The sequence below is a fragment of the Herbidospora yilanensis genome, assembly GCF_001570565.1.
GTDB classification, from domain to species: domain Bacteria; phylum Actinomycetota; class Actinomycetes; order Streptosporangiales; family Streptosporangiaceae; genus Herbidospora; species Herbidospora yilanensis.
Genome location: NZ_BBXE01000019.1, coordinates 206,446 through 221,726, shown reverse-complemented (window position 1 = coordinate 221,726; position 15,281 = coordinate 206,446). Strand labels below are relative to the sequence as shown.

Genomic DNA, 15,281 nt, shown 5'->3' with positions numbered 1-15,281 from the left:
GCGGATTTCCGCCGTGTAACACCCGGAATCTCCCCATGGGGATACGGTGGGCGAACAGACCACTACCCGTGCCTGACCGGCCGGTCAGTTCGCCTCTCTCACGTCAGCGACGAGTAGGCCACCACCCCGCGCCGCATGGCGTCGATCGCCTTCCCGGAGGTCTCGCGCACCTTGCTGCCCTTGGGCGCCGCGTCGCGCAACTGGCCCAGCAGATCGAGCAACTGCTTGATCCACCGGACGAAGTCACCCGCCGCCAGGTCGTTGTCGGTCAGCACCGCGTCGAGGGTGTGCCCCTTGGCCCAGCGCCAGGCCGCCCACGCGAAGCTCATGTCGGGCTCGCGGGTGAACGACAGGTCGTGGTCCTGTTCGACGGCCTCCAGGTCGCCCCACAACTTCACCATCGACGCCAGCGCCTCTTTCGCGGCGCCGGCCGGGACGCGGGGGCTGCGGTTGTCGTCGGTCTGGCGCGATTCGTAGACCAGCGACGAGACGCAGGCGGCCAGTTCGGCGGGGTCGAGCTTCTCCCAGACGCCGCCGCGCAGGCACTCGGCGGTCAGCAGGTCGAGCTCGGTGTAGAGCTTGGCGAGGCGGCGGCCCTCGTCGGTCACGGTCTCGCCGTCGAGGTAGCCGAGCTCGTCGAGGATGCCGCAGACCCGGTCGAAGGTGCGGGCGATCACGTGGGAGCGGCCCTCGACGCGGCGGCGCAGGCCCTCGGTCTCGCGCAGCAGCTTGTAGTAGCGCTCGGCCCAGCGGGCGTGGTCTTCGCGCTCGTCGCAGCCGTGGCAGGGGTGCTGGCGCAACTCGCGGCGCAGCCGCAGGATCTCGTCGTCTTCGGCCGCGTGGTCGCGGGCGCGCACCGGCTTGCCCAGGTCGACGTCGCCGAGCTTGGCGTGCATGGTGGCGACCAGGTTGGCCCGCTCCTTCGGGCTGCGGGCGTTGAAGTTGCGCGGCACCCGGATGTGCTCGACCGGCTCGACCGGCACCGGGAAGTCGGCCGGGGTCAGCTTCTTGACCTGCTTGCCGACCGTCAGCACCAGCAGCGACGGCCCCTCGCCGCGCACGCTCACCCCCGGGTCGAGGACGACGGCCAGCCCGGCCCGGCGCCCGCCGGGGACCCGGATCACGTCGCCGACCTTCAGCACCTCCAGGCTCTGCACCGCCTGCGCCCGCCGGGCCGCGCCGCGCTGCTTGGACAACTCGGCCTCGCGGTCGGACAACGCCCGGCGCAGCGCGGCGTATTCGGGGAAGTCGCCCAGGTGGCAGGTCATCGCCTCCTTGTAGCCCCGCAGCGCGTCTTCGTGCTTGCGCAACTGGCGGGCCAGCCCGACGACCGCGCGGTCGGCCTGGAACTGGGCGAAGGAGTCTTCCAGCAGGGCCCGCGCCCGCTCGCGGCCGACCTGGCCGACCAGGTTCACGGCCATGTTGTAGGACGGCCGGAAGCTCGACCGCAGCGGGTAGGTGCGGGTGCTGGCCAGGCCCGCGACGCCGATCGGGTCCATGCCGGGCTGGTAGACGACCACCGCGTGGCCCTCGACGTCGATGCCGCGGCGGCCGGCCCGGCCGGTGAGCTGGGTGTATTCGCCCGGGGTCAGGTCGGCGTGGGTCTCGCCGTTCCACTTGTCGAGCTTCTCGATGACGACCGAGCGGGCCGGCATGTTGATGCCCAGGGCCAGCGTCTCGGTCGCGAAGACGGCCTTCACCAGCCCCTTGGTGAACAGCTCCTCGACGACCTCCTTGAAGGCCGGCAGCATGCCCGCGTGGTGGGCGGCCAGGCCGCGCTCCAGGCAGTCGCGGAAGTCGAGGTAGCCCAGCACCGCGAGGTCTTCGTCGGGCAGGTGGGCGGTGCGCTCGTCGACGAGTTGCCGGATCTCGTGGCGCTCCTCGTCGGTGGTGAGCCGCAGGCCGGCGTAGAGGCACTGCTTGACGGCGGCGTCGCAGCCCGCGCGGGAGAAGATGAACGTGATCGCCGGCAGCAGGCCCTCGGCGTCGAGGCGCTCGATCACCTGGGCGCGGTCGTGGGGGGAGCGCCTGGGGCGGTTGTAGCCGCGTTTGCCGCGCGCCTGGTTGAGGCGCTGCTCGTCGCGGGAGATGCGCATCAGGTTGGCGTTGATGCGGGTCGCGCCGTCTTCGCTGGCGAACAGGTCGTAGAGGCGGTTGCCGACCAGCATGTGCTGCCACAGCGGCACCGGGCGGTGCTCGTCGACGATCACCGTCGTGTCGCCCCGGACCGCGCCCAGCCACTCGCCGAACTCCTCGGCGTTGGAGACCGTGGCCGACAGGGCGACCACGCGCACCGACTCGGGCAGGTGGATGATCACCTCTTCCCAGACGGCGCCCCGGAAACGGTCGGCGAGGTAGTGGACCTCGTCCATGACCACGTAGCCGAGCCCGCTCAGGGTCTGGGAGCCCGCGTAGAGCATGTTGCGCAGGACCTCGGTCGTCATGATGACGATCGGGGCGTCGCCGTTGACGCTGTTGTCACCGGTCAGCAGACCCACGTTGGCGGCGCCGTAGCGCCGCACCAGGTCGTTGAACTTCTGGTTCGACAGCGCCTTGATGGGCGTCGTGTAGAAGCACTTGCGGCCCTGCTCCAGGGCCAGGTGGACGGCGAACTCGCCGACCACGGTCTTTCCCGACCCGGTCGGGGCCGCCACCAGCACGCCGTCTCCGGCCTCCAGCGCCTGGCAGGCGTCGAGCTGGAACTCGTCGAGCTCGAAGTCGTACAACCCGCGGAACGAGGTGAGCGCAGGGCCCGACTCGGTCTGCTGGTCACGGAAGGCGGCGTAGCGTTCCGCAGGCGTGCTCATGCCGTCAACCCTACCGATATTCCGGTTACGGCCGTGTCATCACCGTCAGCGCACCGGCACGGGCCGTGCAGGTCAGCGGGGTCGATCCGGCGCGTTCCCCGTCGGCGTAGGCGATCACGCCGGGTGCCTCCAGGGTCACGGAGACGGCACGATGGATCTCCACGGCCGGATGTCTCCCATGGGTGCCCAGGAAGACCCGGGGAAAGGCCCGCAGGAAGGCGGCCTTCGGCAGCGCCTTGAGGATCATCACGTCGAGCAGCCCGTCGTCGGGCCGGGCGGTCGGGCAGATCCTCATCCCGTTCCCGTACGACCGGGTGTTCCCCACGGCCACCAGCATCGCGTCGAGCTCCACGGCGGGGTGGTGGTCGAGGGTGACCCGGAAGGGGATCGGCCGGAACTCCCTGAGCTCCCGGAGCACGGCGGTGACGTAACGGGCCGGGCCCGTCATCGTGTTGGCGCGCTCGTTGACGCGGGAGTCGAACCCGCAGGCCAGCACCCCGGCGAACCACCGGTCGCCCACGGTGGCGGCGTCGATGACACGGGGCACTCCCCCGGCGACCAGGTCGGCCGCCGCCAACGGGTCGCGCGGGATGCCGAGGTCGGCGGCGATGTCGTTGCCGGTGCCCATGGGGATGATCGCCAGCGGCACGCCCGTGCCGGCCACCGCCTGCACGGCCAGGTGCACCAGTCCGTCACCCCCGCACGCGACCACCACCGGCGGCCGTCTCCGCACGGCGGCGCGGGCCTGTTCGAGCGTGTCGCCCGCCGACGCGCCCGTGATCACCTCGGGATCGGGCAGCCGCGCCAGCACCGGGCCGAGGCGGCGGGCCGCCCGGCCGCCTCGGGCGGCCGGGTTCACCAGGACGACGGGCCGGCTCACTCGGCCGGGGTTCCGTCGAGCTCCTCTTCGATCTGCCGGGCCTTGAGGGCAGCGGCGGCGTCGGCGCGCTTGTCGTGGAAGTACATGAACGCCTCGGCCACGAAGAACAGGCCGATCATCGGCAGCGCGAGCGCGAGCATCGTGAACGGGTCCTGGCTCGGGGTCGCGACGGCCGCGAAGACGAAGAACCCGAAGATCACCATGCGCTGGTGCTTGGCCACGGTCTCGTAGCGGACCACGCCGATCAGGTTCAGGAAGACCAGCAGCAGCGGCAGCAGGAACGACACGCCGAAGATCAGCAGCATCATCATCAGGAACGTCAGATAGTCGTTGACGTCGATGAGCGGCACCGCGTTCTCGGGCACGAACCCCAGCAGCAGCGACAGGCCCTTGTCCATCGTCAGGTAGGCGAGCGTCGCGCCGGCCAGGAACAGCGGGAACGCCAGGCCGAGGAAGGTGTAGCTGTAGCGCTTCTCGTTGCGGTAGAGGCCCGGCGTCACGAACGCCCAGAGCTGGTAGATCCACAGCGGCGAGGCGACCACGATGCCGAAGATGAAGGCGACCTTCAGGTTGATGAACAGACCGCCGGTGACGCTGCCGACCACCAGGCTGCACTCTTTGCCGCCGCCGAGCCGGTAGGCGTCGGGCAGCCGGCAGAAGGGGCCGGTCATGAAATCCCAGATCGGGTCGAAGAAGACCAGACCCAGGATCGTCGCGAGCACGACGCCGATGATCATCTTGAACAGGCGGTTCCGCAGCTCGCGGAGGTGGTCCATGAGCGACATGCGCCCATCGGGATCGTCCGCCGCGGCCGAGGGCTTCGGCGTCGACGACCTCTTCAACAGGGCCATCCCATGATCCTGTCTCGAAAGAAGGTGCGGCGGGGGTCAGTTCTTCTTGTCGGACGGCTGCGCGGCCGGCTGCGAGGTGGCGCGGAGCTTCGCGTTCTCCTCTTCGAGCTGGCGCAGCCGGTCTTCGACCGAAGGCGTCGGCGTGGCGGGCGGGATCTGCGCCGGCGGCGCCGGGGCGGGCTGCGGCGTCACGGTCTCGGCCTGCGCCTGCACCACGGTGGACTTGTCGTCGTCCTCCTCGCGGAGCTTCTGCGTCTCCTTCTTGAACAGGCGCAGCGACTGGCCCAGGGCACGAGCCGTGTCGGGGAGCTTCTTGGCGCCGAACAGCAGGATGATGATGAGCCCGATGATGATCAGCTCAGTGGGTCCCAGGCTTCCCATGACACGTCCTTAAGGGGCGGGTGATGCACGTCCTTGCCCGATCGTACGCTGCGATCGCAGTGCTCATCACCCTTCAGGGGGACGAATCGGGTCCATTCGGTTCTTGGCCCGCTCGATTTCGGCCCCCAGTCCCTGGGCCGCGATGAAGACCCGAACGGCCAGAAACCCCAACAGGAGCAGCCCTGCGGCCCCCAGTCCGACGAATAACCAGATCACGAACATCCCTCTTGATCAGCCGAAAACAGGTCACCCGGCCGACATGATTTCTGCACCGCCGGGCGGGACGAAGTCCCGGCTTCCCCCTACAGGCGGCCCTCGTAGTTGGCCAGGGTCAGCTTGGCGGTCTCGGCCACCCGTTCGGCCAGGCTCTCGGGACGGACGACCTTGCCCGAGTCGCCCAGCCGCAGGGCCAGCCGCACCAGCCAGCCCTGGTCGCGGGCGCGCAGCGCGACCCGCTGGCGGCCCTCGCCGAGCTCCTCGACCTCTTCGACCGGGTAGTACTCGGAGATCCAGCGCCCCGACGGGGTGACCTCCAGCTCGACCAGTTCGTCGGTCTCGGACGGGCGGAAGACGCCCTGGGTGACGTCCATCGGCTCGGCCTCGGCGGGCGGGTCGGCGGGGACGTCGAGGACGGCGACCTCCTGGATGCGGTCGACGCGGAACATCCGCATCGCCTCGGCCCGGTAGCACCAGCCCTCAAGGTAGTGGCGCCCGTCGACCAGGACCACCCGCAGCGGGTCGACCTCGCGGGGGGTGACCTCGTCGCGGCCGGGGGTGTAGTAGACGAGCGAGAGGCGGCGCTTGCGCCGGGCGGCGTCGGTCACGGTCGCCAGCGCGCCCGGGGCGGCCTCGACCTCGACGGTGACCTGGGTGCTGACGGCGGCGGCGCCGTCGCCGGCGGCCTGTTCCAGCTTGGCCACGACCCGCCCCAGGACCTCGCCGCCGGCGAACTCGGGCAGTTCGCCGAGCATCCGGAGCGCCACCAGGAGGGCGCTGGCCTCGTCGACGCCGAGCTTGAGCGGCCGGGCGATGGTGTCGGCGTTGTCGATGAGGATCTCGCCGCCGTCCCAGGAGACGTCGATCAGGTCGCCGGGGGTGTGGCCGGGCAGGCCGCACATCCAGACGAGCTGGAGGTCGTCGATGAGCTGCTTCTCGTTGAGCCCGAAAACCTTGGCGACCTCGGGCACCGAGGCGCCGGGGTGGGACATCAGGTAGGGCACGAGGGCGAGCAGCCTGGGGAGCCGATCGTTCACCGGAAGGCATCCTTCACGAAACGGATTCGGGTGGCCCGGGGCGTCGGGCCGTTCAATGGAGAGCGCCCTTCAGACGGCGGAGCACGGCCTCGCGGGCGTCGGGCGGGCCGTCGATCACCGCGTCGGGGCCGAGGCTGGCCAGCCAGCCCGCGAGCCTCTCGGGGTCGGTGAACACGATGTCGGCCTCGTCCCAGTCGGCGCCGGGCCGCACCTCGCGGGCGAGATGGCGCAGGCCCTGGCAGGTGCCGGGGCGCACGCGCACCGTGGCGGTCCGTTCGGGGCCCGGGTCGTCTCCCGCGTACGCCACCAGCGCCCGCAGGTCGGTGCCCTCGGGCACCTCGACGGTGCCGGGCCGCCCGGTGGGCGTGACGTCGCCGGTGATCCGGCTGAGCCGGAAGACGCGGGTGCCGTCGCGGGTGCGGTCGTGGCCGACGACGTACCACCGGCCGCGGCGCGAGAGCACGCCCCACGGCTCGACCACGCGCTTCAGCACCGTCTCGCTGCCCGCGGAGCGGTAGTGGAAGGTGACGGCGCGGCGGTCGCGGACGGCCTCCCACAACGGGGTGAAAGCCGCGTCGCGGGTGTCGACCCGCAGCTCAAGGGGCCCTTCGGCCAGGTCGGTCTCGACCCCGCCGGCCTTCAGCTTGAGCATCGCGCCCCCGGCCGCCTCGGCGAGACTGGCCCGCTGCCAGACCTGCGCGGCCAGGCCGAGCACGGCGGCCTCGTCGGGCTCCAGGGTGATCTCGGGCAGTTCGTAGGACTGCTTGACGATGCGATAGCCCGGGTCGTCTTCCCACGGGTCCTTCTGGACCTCGATCGGGATGCCGATCTCGCGGAGCTCGTTCTTGTCCCGCTCGAACATCCGCTGGAAGGCCTCGTCGTTGACCGGGTCGTACCCCGGCACCGCGAAGCGGATCTGCTCCGCACTCAGCGGACGCCGGGTCGACAGCAGGCAGATCACCAGATTCAGCAACCGTTCCGTCTTCCGCCGCGACATCGGCCCTCCTTCCTGACTCGAACGCTACCCTTTTCCGGTGATCAGATGGCGCAGGGGCGAGGTCCGTGAGATCAGGCGCGAATGGCCCGGCGCGCTCGAGATCGAGGTCGCCGTCGACGACGGCTCCCGATGCCGGGCGCTGGCCTATCCGCCACTGGTGGGCCGCCCCGAGCCCGGCGACACGGTGCTGCTGAACACGACCGCCCTCGCCATGGGCCTCGGTACGGGAGGTTACGCCATGGTGGTGGCCGTTCCCGACCGTTTGCCACAAGATCCTTCAGGGCCGGGCCATCTGGTCAAGGCCCGCTACACCCCGTTGCAGGCCACGGTTCTGGGCGCCGACGAGCAGGACTCCCCTCACCACGAGGTCCTCCGGGAGGCCGACTCCCTCGACGGGATGCCGGTCGTGGTCGCCGACCTGCACTCCGCGCTGCCCGCGATCCTGTGCGGCCTCTATCGGGACCGCCCGGCGGCCCGGGTCGCCTACGTGATGCTCGACGGCGGCGCGCTCCCGGCGTGGTTCTCGATGGCGTGCGCGAAGCTGCGCGAGATCGGCTGGTTGACAGGCGTTGTCACGGTCGGCCAGGCGTTCGGCGGCGACCTGGAGGCGGTGACGACCCACACGGGGTTGCTGGCCGCCCGCCACATCCTGAACGCCGACCTGACCGTCGTGGCCCAGGGTCCCGGCAACCTGGGCACCGGAACGAAGTGGGGCTTCTCGGGCGTCTCGGCGGGCGAGGCGATCAACGCCGCCGGCGTTCTGAACGGCCGCCCGGTGGCCGCCCTGCGTGTCAGCGAGGGCGACCTCCGCGAGCGCCACATCGGCGTCTCCCATCACAGTCTCACCGCCTACGGCCGCGTCGCCCTGACCCGCGCCGACGTCGTCGTCCCGGAGCTGGGCGGCGCGTTCGGCGCCAGGGTCGAGCACCAGGCAAAGCCCCTGGGCGAACGCCACAACCTGGTGAAGGTCCAGGTCGACGGCCTGTACGACGCCCTCAAGGCCTCCCCGGTGGGTCTGTCGACCATGGGCCGCAAACTCGACCAGGACCTGGCCTGCTTCCTCACCTCGGCGGCGGCCGGCCGCCACGCCGCCACCCTCCTGCCCGGCTGACCGGCGACGCGCCGGGTCCCGGCCACTGCCGGTCTGGCTTGTGGCGAACACCTGCTCGTGGCCGCGCGATGCGGGCGCGGCCGGTTGGCGCCGGATGCGGCGCGGGCCGGGGGCGGCGGGCGGAGCCGGGCGGGCGGAGCCGTAACGGGGCGGAAGGAGAGGACCCCGGACGGCGCGGCGGAGTGACCCCCTATCCCCGATCGCCGTTGGGTTCGTAGAACTCTTTGAAGGTGAAGGCGTCCGGCGACGGGCCCTGTTCCCTCAGCAGGGTCAGCCGGTGCCACGCCTCCTTGAACGACGGGATCTCGCCCTCCCGCACCCACCACATCACCGTGTAGGGCTCGGCCACGCGGTGGAACCACTCGCGCCGCCGCTGGAGGATCGCCAGGTGGGCCGAGCGGTAGACGAAGTTCCACAACGTCTCGCGGGACTCCCAGATCGAGTAGTTGATCAGCAGGTGGTCGCCGAACTCGTGGGTGATGGTCTCTTCGGGGTCGTCCGGGTTGGCGATGGCGCGCCACACGAAGCCCGGCGCGGCGTCGGCCAGCGTGTTCACGGGTTCGAGGGCGGCGACGAACTCGGTCAGCAGGGGGTCGTCGACGGGCGCGCGCATGTGGGCGACGTTGAACTGGGCCAGGTGCATGACCTCACCGTCGCAAAGCCGGGCCTTCTATGTCAACTTTGATTTGTTTTAGAGATCTCTTGGGGGAAGACGACGCAGCACTCCCCCGGCAGCGGGTCGAGCCGGGGCGCGCCGGGCTCGCCCCGGCCTTCGAGCAGGCCCCGGCAGAGGGAGAGGTTCATCGAGCACACCAGCAGCGGCTGCTCCTCGGCGAGCACGTGGAAGGGGCAGTTGCGCAGGCGCAGCACGCCGTCGTCGTCGTAGGGCTCGTAGCCGCGTTCGGCGAGGAGGCCGGGGAGTGAGGTGGCGGCGCTCTCCGCGCCGAGGCGGGCGCCGATGCGGTGGGCGGCCTTCTCGGCCACCTCGTCGCCGCCCAGCAAGTCGACCACCTCGGCCAGGACGAGGGCGAGGGTGCGATAGTCGCGCGGCGGCACGCTCACGACGTGCTCCCCCGGGGCGCGGCGGTAGACCTTCGCCGGGCGCCCGCTGCCGGGGCCCTTTTTGTCGGTCAGGCGGGCGAAATCGGCCTCCAGGAGGCCCGCCTCGACAAGCTTGTCAAGATGAAAGGCCGCCAGGGGGCGCGCGACGCCGACCGCCTCGGCGGCCTCGTTGCGCCCGACCGGGCGGCCTTTCGAGGTGACGAATCGGTAGAGCTCACGGCGGACGGGATCGTTGAGGGCCGCGACCGCCGCGAGGTCGTCCATCTTTACCGGCTTACAGCGCGCCGAGCACGTCGACGACGAACACCAGGGTGTCGGTGCCCTTGATGCCGGCGTCGGGCTGGCCGGCCTCGCCGTAGCCGAGGGCCGGCGGGATCGTGATGAGGACGCGGCTGCCGACGTTGACGCCGGTCAGGCCCTGCTTCCAGCCGGGCACGACCTGGTTGAGCGCGAACGAGGTCGGCTGCTTGCGCTCCCACGAGCTGTCGAACTGCTTGTCGGTGCCCCAGATCTTGCCGGTGTAGTGGACCATCACCGTCTGGTTCTCGGAGACCTTCGGGCCGTCACCCTGGATGACGGTCTTGACCGTCAGGTCCTTCGGCGGCTGCGCGGTGGTCGTGGTGGTCAGCGTCGGAGCGCTGTCGTCACCCGGGTTGACAAGCTTGACACCCTCGATGGCTGGGTCGGCGGCCTTGCCCTTGGCGGCCTTGGCGGTCGCCGACACGACGTCGATGACCAGCACCTGCGAGCTGGTCGTGAAGTCGGTGCCCTGGCTCTTGGCCTGCTCGACCACGGCCGGGTCGATCGAGTCCTTGCCGACCACGACGAGCACGCGACCGCCGGGCTTGCTGCCCAGCAGGCCGTCGTAGAGCGCCTTGGGCATCTGCTGCTGGCTGATCGGCACGAACTCCGACTGGCCGGTGTCGTAGGCGGAGCCGGTGGCCTTGTTCTCCTTGCCGTCCCACGTCCAGACGCTCACCTTGGCGACCAGCGTGTCACCCTCGGCGGCGCCGGCGCCGTCGCCCTCGGAGATGACACGGGCGGACGAGGTCAGCGCGGGGCCGCCCTTCGGGAAGGTGACACTGGGCTTCTTGCCCAGCGCGCCGGTGACCTTGATGTCCTTCGGGTCGGCGGCGGGGCCGACCGGGGCGGCCGCGGCGGCGTCCGACGAGGCGGCGGCGCTGGGCGCGGCGCTCGTGGCGGCGGCGGAAGGGCTGGCTCCGGTGGCCGTCTTCTGTGCGGTGCCGCACGCGACGGCGGACAGCAGCAAAGGAAGTGCGGCGGCGGTTATGGCCGTGCGGCGGCGCATGTGAAAGTCCTCAGGAATATGACAGCGGGTTCGGGTCACACTACCCGAACCCGCCGTCTGCCCGTCGTAAGGAGATCACATTCCCGCGATCAGCTTGTCGACCCGTTCGTCAACACTTCGGAACGGGTCCTTGCAGAGGACGGTCCGCTGGGCCTGGTCGTTGAGCTTCAGGTGGACCCAGTCGACGGTGAAGTCGCGCCGCTTCTCCTGGGCCTTGCGGATGAACTCGCCGCGCAGCCGGGCCCGCGTGGTCTGCGGCGGAACCGACTTCGCCTCGAAGATCTTGATGTCGGACGCGACCCGTTCGACCGACCCCCGCTTCTGCAGCAGGTAGAACAGCCCCCGCTTGCGGTGCACGTCGTGGTAGGCCAGATCGAGCTGGGCGACCCGCGGCGAGGAGAGCGGGAGGTCGTACTTCTTTCTGTAACGTTCAATGAGCTGATATTTGGTGACCCAGTCGATCTCCCGCGAGACCAGGTCGAGGTCGCCGGTCTCCACGGCGCGCAGGGTGCGCTCCCAGAGTTCGAGGACCCGCTTGCTGGTCTCGTCGCCGCCGCGGCGGTCGACGAAGTCCTTCGCCTTGCCGAGGTATTCCTGCTGGATCTCCAGCGAGGAGGCCTCGCGGCCGTTGGCCAGCCGCACCCGGCGGCGGCCGGTCATGTCGTGGGAGACCTCGCGGATCGCCCTGATCGGGTTCTCCAGCGACAGGTCGCGCATCACCACGCCCGCCTCGATCATGCGCAGCACCAGGTCGGTGGCGCCGACCTTGAGCAGCATGGTCGTCTCGCTCATGTTGGAGTCGCCCACGATGACGTGGAGCCGGCGGAAGCGCTCGGCGTCGGCGTGGGGTTCGTCGCGGGTGTTGATGATGGGACGGCTCCGCGTCGTCGCCGACGACACGCCCTCCCAGATGTGCTCGGCCCGCTGGGAGACGCAGTAGACGGCGCCGCGCGGGGTCTGCAGCACCTTGCCGGCCCCGCAGATGATCTGCCGGGTGACCAGGTAGGGGATCAGGACGTCGGCCAGGCGGCCGAACTCGCCGTGCCGGCCGACGAGGTAGTTCTCGTGGCAGCCGTAGGAGTTGCCGGCCGAGTCGGTGTTGTTCTTGAACAGGTAGATGTCACCGGCGATGCCCTCCTCGCGGAGGCGCTTCTCGGCGTCGACGAGCAGCCCTTCGAGAATGCGCTCGCCCGCCTTGTCATGGGTGACCAGCTCCACGACGTTGTCGCATTCAGGGGTGGCGTACTCAGGATGGCTGCCGACGTCGAGGTAGAGACGGGCGCCGTTGCGGAGGAAGACGTTGCTCGATCGGCCCCAGGACACCACTCGCCGGAACAGGTAGCGGGCCACCTCGTCGGGGGACAGCCTGCGCTGGCCCCGGAACGTGCAGGTGACGCCGTACTCGTTCTCCAGCCCGAAGATGCGACGATCCATCACCTCACCCTATTCCCAGATCCGTCGTGTGCGGTAGGAAACTCATGGTCGTCTACATTCCCCGCGAACCTCAGTAATAGATCTCGACGACCTTCACGATCTGGCCACTCTTCACGGTGATCAGCGAGGTGGGCTCGCCCTGCGCGGCGAGCTCCAGCAGACGCTCGCGCGGGCACTTCTCGGTGCCGAGCGCGGCCGAGTTGATCGTCTGGTCGTTGCCCTTGCAGCCGACCGCGCTGAGGAACACCACGTCCGGGGCGATCGGCGCGGCGTAGGTCATGCCGCCCTCGGGCCCGACGAAGTCACCACCCGCGTAACGGACCGGCACATAACGGGCCTCGTCGCCCTCGACGGAGACGATCCGGCCGCGCAGCACGCCGTCGGCGCTCGGGGACATCTGGGTGAAGTCGTGCCCCTCGTCGTACTGGAACTTGGCCGACTTGATCTTCGGGGTGCGGGCCGAGATCGGGTCCTCCTTGTCGACGTCGGCGCTCACCTGGGGCGTCTGGGTCGGCGCGGCGCTCTCCGTGGGCTCCGCGACGGTCTCCGTCGGCTGCGGCGCGGGGGCCGTGACGGTCTCGGTGACCGTGGCGGTGACCGTTGGAGCGGGGGCCGCCGTCTCGGCAGGAGAGGAACAGGCGGCAATCGGGAGGACGGCCAGGGCCAGCAGGGCCCGCCGGAATGTGATCGTCATAGCGGGACGAGCCTAGCGAAACCCGTGTTAAGTCCGTGCAAGTTGAGCTGTATGGGGGAATCCGAAAGCACCGCTCAAAACCTCGCGCCGTTCGTGGAAAGAGCGGATTCTCCGTTACGGCTCCGCCTGGCCGGCCACCCGACCACTCCGGGGCCACCCTCCGGGTCCGGCGTCGGACGGTGACGGCGTCATGAGAAGGCCTGATCGCGGCGGTCCCCTCCGCACCGTTCGAATGCCGATCGGGGAGACCGCGGCGGCCCCCTCGGGCGGGCTTCGGGCGGCGCCGCCGTCAGATCTCGGCGTGGTCGTGCCGCGCTTCGGCGAGCAGCCGCTGGAGCCGCCGGACCTCGGCGACCAGCCGGGGCACGTGCCGCCGGGCCTCGGCGATGAACCGGGCGTTCTCGTCCCAGCGTCCGTCGGCGACGTCGACGTAACGGGGCTGCTGAATGAGGGTGCCGGCCACGATCTCCCCGTGGTCGAACTCCGGACGGCGTTCACCGCGCCCGGTGTCGGGGGTGGTGCCGACAGCGACCAGGCACATGGCGTACTCGTCGTCGAGGTTGCGCACGTACCAGGGCCCGGGAGTGGTGGCGTCGACCAGTTCCTCGATCTCGGCGAGCTCCTCATCGGTCATCGGTCCGGTCGCCTCCATCGGGCGAGCTCCTCGTCTCTCGCTTGAGCGAGCATTGCGCTGGGGATTCTCAGCCCTTCCGAGCGAGCGGAGCACGTATGGGGCCGCCCGCCGACATCGGCGGGCGGCCCATACGGCGTCTGTTCGGTTAGAGCGGTGGTTCGGAGCCCGTGTCGATGTCGCCCTCGGGGGCCGTGGGCGGGGGCTTCGGGCCGCCTTCGGGGGTCGTGGGGGCGGCGGGGGTCTCGGGGGCAGCCGGTTGGGCGGGAGTGAGGAGGCGCTCCAGGCGGGGGCCGCTGAGGCGCAGGAACTTGCGGTGTTCGCGGTTGCGGTCGAGGACGGCGACCTCGAGCTGGGCGGCCGAGGGGCGTTCGCCGCCCGGTTCGGTCAGGGCGCTCAGGGCGGCGTCGAGGGCGTCGGCCAGGGGCGCGCCCGGACGGTAGCGCTCCTTCAGGCGGGTGGCCACCGTGTCGGACTGGCCGCCGATGACGGCCATGCCCTGCTCGTCGAAGACCGAGCCGTCGAAGGTGAGGCGGTAGATCTGGTCTTGGTCGGACGTCTCGCCGACCTCGGCGACGACGATCTCGACCTCCAGGGCCTTGATCGAGTCGGTGAAGATCATGCCGAGCTGGCTGGCGTAGACGTTGGCCAGCGCGCGGGCGGTGACGTCGTTGCGGTTGTAGTTGTAGCCGTTGACGTCGGCGTAGCGGATGCCGGCCTGGCGGAGGGTCTCGAACTCGTTGTAGCGGCCGACGGCGGCGAAGCCGATGCGGTCGTAGATCTCGCTGATCTTGTGCAGCGCCTTGGACGGGTTCGGGGCCACCAGCAGGATGCCGTCGGCGTACTGGACCACGACCACGCTGCGGCCTCGGGCGATGCCCTTCCGCGCGTATTCCGCGCGGTCGCGCATGATCTGTTCAGGCGACGCGTAAGGGAACGGCATGGACACCTGTGGGCTTCCTTTCTAGCGCAGCGGGGCGGTCGGACCGTCGGGATCGATCATCCGGCCGGCCAGCAGCGTCTCGACGGCGGCGGTGACCTCTTCGTCGGGAAGACGGCGGAAGCCCTCGTCGGTGATGACCGCCACGACCGGCCAGATCTTGCGCGTCACGTCGGGGCCGCCCGTCGCCGAGTCGTCGTCGGCGGCGTCGTAGAGCGCCTGGAGCACGGTCAGCACGGCCTCGTCGGGCGCGGCGTTCTCGCGGTAGAGCTTCTTCAGCGAGCCGCGGGCGAAGATCGAACCGGAGCCGATCGAGTGGTAGAGCTGGTGTTCGTAGGGGCCGCCGCCGACGTCGTAGCCGAAGATGCGGCCGCCGCCGATCTTCTCGTCGTAGGCCGCGAAGATCGGGACGACGACGAGGCCCTGCATGGCGGCGCCCAGGTTGCCGCGCACCATGGCGGCGAGGCGGTTGGCCTTGCCGTCGGTCGACAGGGAGCGGCCTTCGAGCTTCTCGTAGTGCTCCAGCTCGACCTGGTAGAGGCGGGCCATCTCGATGCCGGTCGAGGCGGTGCCGGCGATGCCCATGCAGGAGTATTCGTCGGTCCGGAAGACCTTCTCCATGTCCCGGTTGGAGATCATGTTGCCCGAGGTGGCACGCCGGTCGCCGGCCATCACCACGCCGCCGGCGCAGGTGACCGCCACGATCGTGGTCGCGTGGGGGATCTGCTCGCCGACGGGGGCGGGCAGCGCGTCGCGGTTGCCCGGGAGCATCTCCGGGGCGTAGCCACGCAGGAACTCGGTGAAGGACGAGGAACCCGTATTGGTGAAGAGGTTGTTCATCCAGGCCTGCTGAGATGCCACGCGACTCCCTCCTAGGTCGTGTTGTTTACGCCGACCCTACTCATGTCACAGCGCTGGTTGCACTCTTCCC

General features: G+C 70.2%; 15 protein-coding genes. 1 reads left to right on the top strand and 14 read right to left on the bottom strand.

Translation table 11 applies throughout. The annotated features are described in order from the left end of the window. Window positions 1-98: 98 nt before the first annotated feature. The 6 genes from AW273_RS13715 to AW273_RS13690 form a co-directional block, all read right to left on the bottom strand. Window positions 99-2,807, bottom strand: a complete 2,709-nt coding sequence (locus AW273_RS13715) for a DEAD/DEAH box helicase (RefSeq protein ID WP_062348667.1) — start codon at window positions 2,805-2,807, stop codon at window positions 99-101. A 25-nt stretch (window positions 2,808-2,832) separates the two neighbouring features. Then, window positions 2,833-3,687 carry a diacylglycerol/lipid kinase family protein gene (locus tag AW273_RS13710; protein ID WP_062348666.1) on the bottom strand — a complete coding sequence of 285 codons (855 nt, stop codon included), beginning with the start codon at window positions 3,685-3,687 and terminating at the stop codon, window positions 2,833-2,835. Beyond that, window positions 3,684-4,538 (bottom strand): twin-arginine translocase subunit TatC, encoded by an 855-nt coding sequence (gene tatC / locus AW273_RS13705; protein WP_062348665.1) that lies wholly within the window; start codon window positions 4,536-4,538, stop codon window positions 3,684-3,686. Before tatC ends, AW273_RS13710 begins: the two co-directional genes overlap by 4 nt. Before the next feature lie 36 nt (window positions 4,539-4,574). Next, entirely contained in the window at window positions 4,575-4,919 is a 345-nt protein-coding gene (tatA, locus tag AW273_RS13700) for a Sec-independent protein translocase subunit TatA (protein ID WP_062340237.1), read from the bottom strand. A 302-nt stretch (window positions 4,920-5,221) separates the two neighbouring features. Then, window positions 5,222-6,172 carry a helix-turn-helix transcriptional regulator gene (locus AW273_RS13695; protein WP_269750242.1) on the bottom strand — a complete coding sequence of 317 codons (951 nt, stop codon included), beginning with the start codon at window positions 6,170-6,172 and terminating at the stop codon, window positions 5,222-5,224. A gap of 52 nt (window positions 6,173-6,224) precedes the next feature. Beyond that, the gene (locus AW273_RS13690) at window positions 6,225-7,169 is read right to left on the bottom strand and encodes a helix-turn-helix transcriptional regulator (protein ID WP_062348664.1); all 945 of its coding nucleotides are present in this window, start codon (window positions 7,167-7,169) and stop codon (window positions 6,225-6,227) included. Window positions 7,170-7,206: 37 nt separating this feature from the next. Between AW273_RS13690 and AW273_RS13685 the strand changes: the two genes are divergently transcribed. Further along, window positions 7,207-8,280: a DUF3866 family protein gene (locus AW273_RS13685; RefSeq protein ID WP_062348663.1), complete on the top strand. Its 1,074-nt coding sequence runs from the start codon at window positions 7,207-7,209 to the stop codon at window positions 8,278-8,280. Window positions 8,281-8,470: 190 nt separating this feature from the next. Here the strand turns inward: AW273_RS13685 and AW273_RS13680 are convergent, their stop codons facing one another. From AW273_RS13680 to prcB, 8 genes are all read right to left on the bottom strand, one after another. After that, the gene (locus AW273_RS13680; RefSeq protein WP_062348662.1) at window positions 8,471-8,923 is read right to left on the bottom strand and encodes a DUF3291 domain-containing protein; all 453 of its coding nucleotides are present in this window, start codon (window positions 8,921-8,923) and stop codon (window positions 8,471-8,473) included. 32 nt (window positions 8,924-8,955) lie between these two features. Continuing rightward, a complete protein-coding gene (locus AW273_RS13675) occupies window positions 8,956-9,606 on the bottom strand; it encodes a helix-turn-helix transcriptional regulator (protein ID WP_062348661.1) in 651 nt (216 codons plus the stop codon). 10 nt (window positions 9,607-9,616) lie between these two features. Next, the gene (locus AW273_RS13670) at window positions 9,617-10,651 is read right to left on the bottom strand and encodes an FKBP-type peptidyl-prolyl cis-trans isomerase (RefSeq protein ID WP_062348660.1); all 1,035 of its coding nucleotides are present in this window, start codon (window positions 10,649-10,651) and stop codon (window positions 9,617-9,619) included. Between the two features lie 75 nt (window positions 10,652-10,726). Then, a complete protein-coding gene (gene pafA / locus AW273_RS13665) occupies window positions 10,727-12,085 on the bottom strand; it encodes a Pup--protein ligase (RefSeq protein ID WP_030452402.1) in 1,359 nt (452 codons plus the stop codon). A gap of 70 nt (window positions 12,086-12,155) precedes the next feature. After that, complete coding sequence (locus AW273_RS13660) at window positions 12,156-12,779, bottom strand: hypothetical protein (RefSeq protein ID WP_062348659.1); 624 nt, start codon at window positions 12,777-12,779, stop codon at window positions 12,156-12,158. Between the two features lie 289 nt (window positions 12,780-13,068). Further along, window positions 13,069-13,431 (bottom strand): hypothetical protein, encoded by a 363-nt coding sequence (locus AW273_RS13655; protein ID WP_062348658.1) that lies wholly within the window; start codon window positions 13,429-13,431, stop codon window positions 13,069-13,071. Between the two features lie 127 nt (window positions 13,432-13,558). Next, on the bottom strand, window positions 13,559-14,353 hold the full coding sequence (gene prcA, locus AW273_RS13650; RefSeq protein WP_062348744.1) for a proteasome subunit alpha: 795 nt from the start codon (window positions 14,351-14,353) through the stop codon (window positions 13,559-13,561). Between the two features lie 21 nt (window positions 14,354-14,374). After that, the gene (prcB, locus tag AW273_RS13645) at window positions 14,375-15,190 is read right to left on the bottom strand and encodes a proteasome subunit beta (RefSeq protein WP_062348657.1); all 816 of its coding nucleotides are present in this window, start codon (window positions 15,188-15,190) and stop codon (window positions 14,375-14,377) included. Window positions 15,191-15,281 lie beyond the last annotated feature (91 nt).